The following is an 8505-nucleotide window of genomic DNA, read 5'->3' as shown; positions in this document are numbered from 1 at the left end:
CGTACGCGCCGGGGCTCCGGCGGCGGAGGCGCAGTGCACGCCGCTGGAGTCGCGCCCGGCCAACGGCGCCGGCCAGCGTCCGGCGTTCGCGGGGCAGACACGCGGCTGCGGGGTGCGGTCCAACGTGGCATTCAACGTGGTGGTGGTGGCGCGCGGGCTGGAGAAGCCCTGGGCGGTGGAGCCCATGCCCGGCGGCGCGCTGCTGGTGACGGAAAAGCCCGGCCGCCTGCGCATCGTCAGCGCCGCGGGGCAGATCGGGCCGGCCATCGCGGGGCTTCCGGCCGTGGACGCGCGCGGGCAGGGTGGGCTGCTGGACGTTGCGCTGAGCCCGCGCTTTGCCACGGACCGCACCCTCTACTGGACCTTTACCGAGCCGCGCGCCGACGGCAACGGCACCAGCGTGGGCCGCGGCGTGCTGTCGCGCGACGGGAGCCGGCTGGAGCAGGTGCGCGTGATTCTGCACACGCGGCCGTCGTACTCCAACAACATGCACTTCGGGTCGCGGCTGGCATTCGGCACGGACGGCATGCTGTACGTCACCATGGGCGAGCGCTCGGACACCGTCACCCGTCCGCAGGCGCAGGCGCTGAACAGCCACTTCGGCAAGACGCTGCGGATTACCCCCGACGGCGCGCCCGCGCCGGGCAATCCGTTCATCGGCCGCTCCGGGGCACTGCCGGAGATCTGGTCGGTGGGGCACCGCAACATTCAGGCGGCGGCCGTGGACGCGCAGGGCGCGCTGTGGGTGGTGGAGCACGGCACGCGCGGCGGCGACGAGGCCAACCGCGTGCAGGCGGGGCGGAACTACGGGTGGCCGGTGCAGGCGTACGGCATCGAGTACCGCGGCGGCACCATCCGCTCGGCCCTGGGCGAGGCCGCCACGCAGCGCGCGGGAATGGAGCAGCCGGTGTACTACTGGGACCCGGTGATCGCGCCATCCGGCGCGCAGTTCTACACGGGGAGTGCGTTTCCGCAGTGGCGCAACAGCCTGTTCATCGGCGGGCTGGCGAGCATGCGGCTGGTGCGGCTGCAGATCGCCAATGGCCGCGTGACGGGCGAGGAGCACCTGCTCACCGACCGCAACAAGCGCATCCGCGACGTGCGCCAGGGCCCCGACGGCGCGCTGTACCTGGTCACCGACGAGCAGGCCGGCGAACTCTGGAAGATCGTTCCGCGGCGTTGAAGGTCGCACGCGGAGCCGAACACGCGAAGCCCCGGGCGGCCATGCCGTCCGGGGCTTTCTGTTCCCGGGATCCCGGGTCCCGAGCTAGAAGTCCGGCAGCATCCTGACGCCAGAGTGCCCGGTCAGGGGCAATGCCGCCTGCACTTCCGCCAGCAGCCGGCGAGGAACCCGGGCCCGCTGCGCGGGCGTGAGCACCGCGCGGGCCGTGGCGAGGCCCCGCTCCAGCACGTGCCCCGCCTCCGCCAGCAGCGTCCCCTGCTGCTCCAGGGCAGACCGCACCTGCGCCGCATCCGAGCCGCCGAGGTCCATCACCACCGTGGCGAGCGCGCCGGCGATGCGCTCCGACTCGGCCCGGACCGTGTCCGCCGCCGCGACCAGCGCGGCAATCTGGGCGGGAGCAAGCCCGACGGAGTGCGTACGATGGAACGCGAGCACCTCGGCGGGCACGTTCCGCCACGACCGAAGCATCTGGAGCCGCACGTCCTCGGCGTCGGTCCGGTCCTGGTTCGCGACGGCCTGCGCCACCAGCGCCTGCGTGGCCGGGTCGGCTCCGAGCGAAACCCGCGCCTGGATCCGGAGCGAAAAGGGCATGCCCCCCCAGCGGCCCGCGTTGGGTCCAAACCCGGGGTTGATCTGGTAGCGGAATGTCCGATTCTCCGCCTCGAAGCCCACGGCACGGAGCAGGACCGGATCGGCCGACGGGTACTGCCCCCACCCGCGCAGGCCCCCCTGGCCGTGGATGAGCTGGTCCAGCGCCGATGAGACGTTCTCCGCGGCCACGTTGATGACGACGCGCTTGTTGCGCGGCCCGCCCGGAAACAGGTTCAGCTGCACGTCCAGGAACGAACTCCAGGGCGTGCGGCAGCTGTTCCGCCCCGCGATCCTGCCCGCCTGCCGCTGCAGGCACGACCGCGTGGCGGCGGGGACCCCGTCCAGGAGCGCGGCCATTCCCGCCGAGATCGCCGGATCGCGGGCCTCATCGAGATCCGGGATGAAGGCGCGGTCGTTCGCCAGGCCGTCTCCGTTGATGTCCACGTCCACGATGGGCGTGAACGGCGTACCTGACAGGAGCCGCCACACCACCGCTCCCGAAGCCCAACGCCGCAGGTTGCGCTCTGTTGAGAGCTGAACGGCATGTCGCTGCTCAAAGTCGGTGGCGGCCCACTCGGCCGTCCGTGGATCACCCGCCGTGGTGGCCCAGCCCCCGGCGGGCCCCGCCAGCCCGGTGCTCTGGTCTCGGGCCGACGTGAACGTGTAGTACAGCTGGATCAGTCCCGTGCCGGTAAGACGGTGCAGCACCACACCCACCGTGCGGGCCGTTGATGCTCCGCGCCCGTTCACCTCCCGCACCACGCCCAGCCGCGGGTCACGCCGCGAACTCCCGAGCGAGAGCTGGCCTGATGCGGGGTCGATGGCATCAGCGGAAACAAAGACCGGCCGACCCTGCTCCGCACCGAGAAAGAACACCGGCTCCGCACGAAGGTTGCGGTCGGACGCAAGCGTGACAGAGTGGCCGCGTGAGGCGCCGAGGCGCAGTTCAGCTCCGAACCCGGACGGCTGGTGGTGCCACGACGCCGCCAGGGAGGAGTGCCAGACGGTGGGAGGTGCGTAATCGGCCGAAAAGCCGGAAACGTCGGCCATGACCGCAGGGGAAGCCCCGGTGCCGCCTGCGCATGCGGCGGGTATGGCCGCCGGGTCCTCGACGTACGTCCGCCATTGCGGCGCGGGAACGTCCGCTCCCACGCACCGAAGGTTCATGGCGCGTCCGCCTTCGGAGGCCAGCAGAGCCGCGACGGGGCCGGTGGCCGCGGCATCCCGGAATAGCCCTGTGCCGCCCATGAGGCCGATCGTGCTCGCCGGCAGGGACCGGTACCAGGTGAATCCGGCCCGGGGACTCAGGTTCCAGCGCGAATCCGCGGGAAGGGCCAGCATTCCGGACGCGGTGTCCCCGGCCGGCGATCCGCCACGCGGACTCGCGAAGGAGTATCGCTCGCCGCGAAGGCCCGCGATGAGCCGCAGATCAGGACGGGGCCTCCAGACGTCGGCGAGGTACACGGCCATGTAGCCGGACGCAACTTCGGCCGCACGCTCTCCGAGTGCTCTCGTGAACCGCACCGGCCTCCCTGCCTCCAGATCACCCAGGCTCGCGAACGAAAAGGTCCCAAGGCGGTTGCCGCGGATCGCCCGCCCGACCACCTCGGCCTGCGCGGCGCCCCCGACCTGAAGCTGATGCCTGCCACCGGCAAGGGTCAGGGCCAGGCGGTCGGCGGCCTCCACGCCGCGGCGGTCTTCTGCGGGCGCGCCGACGGGTTCCCCGCCGAAGGCCAACTGCGCCCCTGCCACGCCGGTCCCACTCACCGCGGAAGAGATCCACACCTCCCCGCGTGGACCCGCCGCCGCGCTACGTACGCGCCGGTCCGAAACCGAGCCGCGCAGGCTGAACTCGTTCTCCGCCCGGCTCAGGCGTGAGGTGATCTGCAGCAGCGCGCCTCCCCCGTAGCTCAGTTCCCGCTCCGCGGAAAGAAGCAGCGCCGGGCCCGCGGTGCTGCTGGCTTCCCGGCCGCGCGCGTCGATCCGGAACATGGCCTGATGCCGTTGATTCACCACGTAATCCAGCCGTGCAATCGCGGTCGCGGATCGCGCATGGCCGGCGGAACGGGTCAGCGTGGACGGAAACCCCAGCGCCTCCACGATGCCTTGAAACCGGGCGAGCGAGTCGGGCGCGAGGGAGCCTGGACCGATCGGATTGGCGCCCGACGTTCCGTTCCACCTCTGCCGCGCTTGCGCCGCACCGAAAACAAAGAGCCGCCCCGGCAGCAGCGGTCCCCCGCCCCCACCACTGACGAACACTTCGCCCGGCTGGCTGCCGCGGCCCCCGCCGGGCACTTCGCCCGCCGCGCGCCATTGCGGCTCCAGCGCAAGCCGGATCGCGCCGCCCCAGACGTTGGTGCCTCCCATTGTCCGGCCGGCGATCTCTCCGCCCGTGAACTGGCCGTGTGCAACATCGAAAGGATGCGCGAACACCCCGCCGGCGGCGAGGCCCTCCGCCGGGACGTCTCGCGCGTCGTAGCCCGGACCGTCCAGCGTGGTGCGGTTTCCTGTCGGTGATTGTCCGTTTACTGAAAGGGCGCCGCCCGCGACGGGCACGTATTCGCCTGACACGCCCGCGGATCCGGCGATGTCTCCGGGTACCCCTGGATAGAGCGCGATCGTGTACGACGCCTGGGACGCGAGATCGCTTCCGGGCGCCGCTCCCCGCAAGACGGGCTTCGGTGTGAGGCGGGGAGCGCGGGCGACGACGGGATCGAGCTGGACGGCCGCGCCGGCGGCCGGCGTGAGCTGCACGTCCAACGTTTGCGACCCGGCGTTACCCTGGATCGTGAGCAGCAGCGCGCGGCTGATGAAGCCCTCCGCGTCTACCTGAACGACGTACTCGCCCCCGTGCCGCAGGCGAAGGCAGAACCTGCCATCGGCATCCGGAGTCGCGCGCGCGGTGGCAGAGGTGGCAGTGTCGGTGCTCGTCGCCTGCACCGTCGCGGTCTGGACGGGCGTCCCCCCGGGTCCGGTCACGCGCCCGGACAACCGGCAACCGGGCGCCTGGCTGGCCAGGCGATTCGCGGAGAGCAGCGCGATCACCACGCCCGCGGCGACGGAAAGGCGGCGCAGCTTGGTGCCGGCCTCCGGGAGCCGCGTCGCGGCGCCGGCTGGCTTCCCTGATTCCGGCACGGGCGCGTTCACCGTGCCGGCGGATCGGGAGGGCGGACGCTCGCGACGACGAACTCGCGAACGCCCGTTCCACGTCGCAGGCGGATCGTAAACACCTTGCCCGGTTCGCCAAACAGCGCCCGCGGGTCGCGCGCGTCAACTCCGTTCACGAGCAGCAGCACGTCTCCGGGAAGAATCCCCACGCGCGCAGCCGGGGAACCCTGCGCGACCACGTGCACCAGCGGATAGTCCGCCCACCGGGGGGTGCCGTCCGGAGCAGGAGCGGGCCGCCCGCTCACACCGATCCCCGTATACGCGGCGCTTCTCCCCTCCCGGCCGGCGGCTCCGACCGACCGCTGGGTCGGCGCGGACGGGGATCCCGGCTGCTGGCCGGCCACGTCCGCGGCGCAGGCGGCGGTAGCCATGAGGGCCAACGCGATGGTCTTGTACATTCCCCCTCCTTTTCCAGCCGGTTGGATTCGGTGCGGGAGCGCCGGGAAATTCACTTGCGCGCGGCCGCCCGAACGGCGCTTTCCACGAACTCCTCCAGCGTGCCCGGCGGCGCGCCAAATACGAGACGCTCGTTGACGAGGATCGCCGGCGTTCCCTGGACACCCAGACGCGATCCCGCCTCCCGGTCGCGCTCGATCTCCGAGTCGGGTCCGGAACTCCGGAAGCACGCCTCGAAAGCCGCCTCGTCGGGTACGGCCGCTTCCGTCGCGAGACGGGCCCACGGAACGGCTCCCAGTGAGTCCTGCTGTGCGAACAGCGCGTCGTGATATTCGCGAAACCGCCCCTGCCGAGCGGCACATACGCTCGCCTTTGCTGCCGGCACCGCGTTCTTGTGATAAGGCAGAGGGTAGTGGCGGTAAACCAGAGCCACGTCACGTGGATATTTCTCCTGGAGCGCCCGCAGCCGGCTCGCGGCCGCGCGGCAGAACTGACACTCAAAGTCGGAGAACTCGACGATGGTGACACTCGCGTCCTGCGGCCCGATCCGGTGGCCCTCCACATAGCTGCGCCAATCGGCAATCGTGCGGGTTTCGGCATTGACCACCGCGGAGGCCGCTGCCGGCGTAAACAGTTCTCGACGGATTACGAGACTGGTAACCGTGACCGCGCACAGGACCATGATGGCGGTGCCAACGTTGCTCATGTTTACTTTCACAGCACACCCAGTGGTTCACGCGGACAGATACCCACCGGCGCCGAGCCGGCTACGAGGACCGTTCGGGGCCCGTGGGGGAGGCGCGCAAGCACGGGCGCCTCCCCCCATGTGAAGCTACATCATGCTCGGCCAGCACTGGGCATTCGTTACGTCACAGGTCGAGGTGTTGTACGTACAGGTTGCGCCGGTCTTGCAGTAGGTGTTTGCCACCCACTGGCAGTACGAACGCACGGTGGCCTCGCAGTTGGACGTCTCTGCAGCTGCGGCTTTCGCAGGGCTCGTCAGGAACATGCCGGCTCCCAGAACGACCAAAAGGGAAGCCAATGAGATTTTCCGGTTCCGCGTCATGCGCTCGCTCCTGAGAGAGGCGTTCCCCGCGACGGCCACTCCGTCGCGGTACGATGCCACCACGTTGGTGGCGGATTCGCAGATCTCGACCTCATCGGGGAACGCACCCGAGCCCCGATCCGAGATCACGCGGGGGGACAGGGATCCACGAACCGGCTCCATGGTCAGACGCAGTTTGGATCAGACAGGACGGCCAGGGTGGCCGTGGTGCTCAAGCAAGGTGAGGGGACAAGGAAAAATTTGTCAAGTATTATGTGCGAGACCGGTGTAGCTGCGGCGGCCTGGGCTGGGTTCCGGCGGAAGTCTCGCCGCCGTCCGCCGGCGGGGGATGAAGGCTACCGGCGCGCCTCGATGATGTGATGGAAGGAGCGGTGGGCGAGTTCGTACGGCGTGAGGCCGGTCAGGTCGATCACCTCGTTCTGCGTGAATGCGCCGGAGGCGATGCCGCGCAGAAAGAAGTTGAGCAGCGCCTGGCCCGCATGCGGATCGTCGAACGCTTCGCCGGCCTGCGCGGCCTTGGCCAGGAACCCGCGCAGGCGCACGGCGGCGGCGTCACGGCCGGCCAGAAAGAAGGCGAACACGGCCGCGTAGCGCGTGGGAAGCTGCGCCGGGTGCAGGTCCCATCCCTGGTACCAGCCGTTCACCAGCGAGTGCTGCACGTCCTCAAAGTGCATGCGCCAGGCGCGGTGCACGGCGGCGCGGTTCTCCTCCCGCTGCGCGTCCGTCCGCGACGTGCCGGCGTGCACGGGAACGGGGAGCACGGCGGTGGATCCATCCGACATCCACACTCCCGTGCCGGCGAACGACACCTGCATCACGTGCCGCACGAAGTCGCACGCCTTGTGGCGCATCCCCTGGTACGCCGCGGTGATCCCCACGCCCGCCGTGTAGTCGTACGTGCCGAAGTGCACGCCCGCCATGCGCCCGCGCGCGCGGTCCAGAAACTCCGGCATGGGGCACGTGCCGTCCGGGCCGATGACGGCCTGCGGCGTCTCGATCATGATCTCGAAGCGCAGCGACCCGCCCGGCAGCCCCAGCCGCGGCTCCAGCAGTTCCAGCACCTCGCAGAAGAAGGTGACCTGCTCGGGGATGGTGACCTTGGGAAGGGTGATGACGAGCCCCCTGGGCAGCTTGCGCCCCGTCACCTCCAGCAGTCGCGTGAGGAACAGGTCCAGCGTGCGCACGGCGCGGCCGCGCATCTCCTCCGTGAGCGCCTTGAGGCGCAATCCGGTGTAGGCGGGGAGCGTCCCCGCCTGCATGCCCCGCCCCATTTCTTCCGCCACGGCCAGCGCCGTGGCGTCCTCCTCCGCGTCCGGCCGCACGCCGTAGCCGTCCTCGAAGTCCACGCGAAAATCCTCCACGGGCTCACGCGTGAGCTTGTCGGTCACCCGCGCGTACAGCGCGGCCGCGTCCACGTCCGCGGGGAGCCCGATGGCGTGCGCGAACGCATCCGGCTCGGGGGCGTACTCGTGCAGCGCGTGCAGGGCCTCGCGCCCGTGCGCGGCGGCCGCGTCGTGCGTGTAGAACTGCGCGCCCGCGTACACCGTGTGCACGGGCTGCCGCGCCGCGGACTCACCCGGGTACCGGCGCACGAACGCCAGGTTGGCCGGCCGCAGCTGCGCCCCGGCCCGCTCCAGCTCCGCTTCCGGAATCGACCGCTTCACTCGCCCTCTCCTGTCCGGTTGCCTGCGGGATGGTCCGCCGCCCGCAATCTGCCACGGCACGGGCCCCTGCACAAACGGCGGCCTCCGATGGGATCGGAGGCCGCCGTGCGTGCAGGACGGGAGATCAGCGCGGGGCGGGCGCCGCGGCCAGGAGCGCGGCCGCCACCTGGGCGCGGCGGGCCACGCCCAGCTTGCCCAGGATGCGCTGCGTGTGCGTTCGCGCCGTGGCTTCGCTGACGTACAGCTCGCGGGCGATCTCCGCGTTGCCGCGGCCGTGGGCCAGCAGGCGCGCCACGCCGATTTCCCGGGCCGTCAGCCCGAACCGCTCGCGCAGCACGGCGTCCGGCGGCGGGCGCAGGCCGGCGCGCGACAGCGAAACCACCACCGCATCGCCCCCCTGCCACGACGCGGGCGCGTAGCTGGCGCGCAGCACGTAC

At 71.1% G+C, this 8505-nt stretch carries 6 protein-coding genes; 1 reads left to right on the top strand and 5 read right to left on the bottom strand.

All coding sequences use genetic code 11. From position 1 onward, the window contains the following. A partial coding sequence (locus VF665_RS20685) for a PQQ-dependent sugar dehydrogenase (RefSeq protein WP_331055363.1) occupies window positions 1–1183 on the top strand: 1183 nt, incomplete at its 5' end. Between the two features lie 84 nt (window positions 1184–1267). Here VF665_RS20685 and VF665_RS20680 read toward each other — a convergent pair. The 5 genes from VF665_RS20680 to VF665_RS20660 form a co-directional block, all read right to left on the bottom strand. Beyond that, window positions 1268–4921 (bottom strand): TonB-dependent receptor, encoded by a 3654-nt coding sequence (locus VF665_RS20680; RefSeq protein WP_331055362.1) that lies wholly within the window; start codon window positions 4919–4921, stop codon window positions 1268–1270. Next, on the bottom strand, window positions 4918–5340 hold the full coding sequence (locus VF665_RS20675; protein ID WP_331055361.1) for a PDZ domain-containing protein: 423 nt from the start codon (window positions 5338–5340) through the stop codon (window positions 4918–4920). The genes VF665_RS20680 and VF665_RS20675 overlap by 4 nt, the downstream gene beginning before the upstream one ends. Window positions 5341–5390: 50 nt before the next feature. Beyond that, the gene (locus VF665_RS20670) at window positions 5391–6044 is read right to left on the bottom strand and encodes a DsbA family protein (protein ID WP_331055360.1); all 654 of its coding nucleotides are present in this window, start codon (window positions 6042–6044) and stop codon (window positions 5391–5393) included. A gap of 695 nt (window positions 6045–6739) precedes the next feature. Beyond that, on the bottom strand, window positions 6740–8068 hold the full coding sequence (locus VF665_RS20665; protein ID WP_331055359.1) for a DUF6986 family protein: 1329 nt from the start codon (window positions 8066–8068) through the stop codon (window positions 6740–6742). Between the two features lie 124 nt (window positions 8069–8192). Continuing rightward, window positions 8193–8505, bottom strand: a 313-nt coding sequence (locus tag VF665_RS20660; RefSeq protein ID WP_331055358.1) for a response regulator transcription factor, incomplete at its 5' end; no start/stop codon positions are given.

Source organism: Longimicrobium sp., from assembly GCF_036387355.1.
Lineage (GTDB): Bacteria > Gemmatimonadota > Gemmatimonadetes > Longimicrobiales > Longimicrobiaceae > Longimicrobium.
This window is presented reverse-complemented; position numbering and strand designations above follow the sequence as displayed.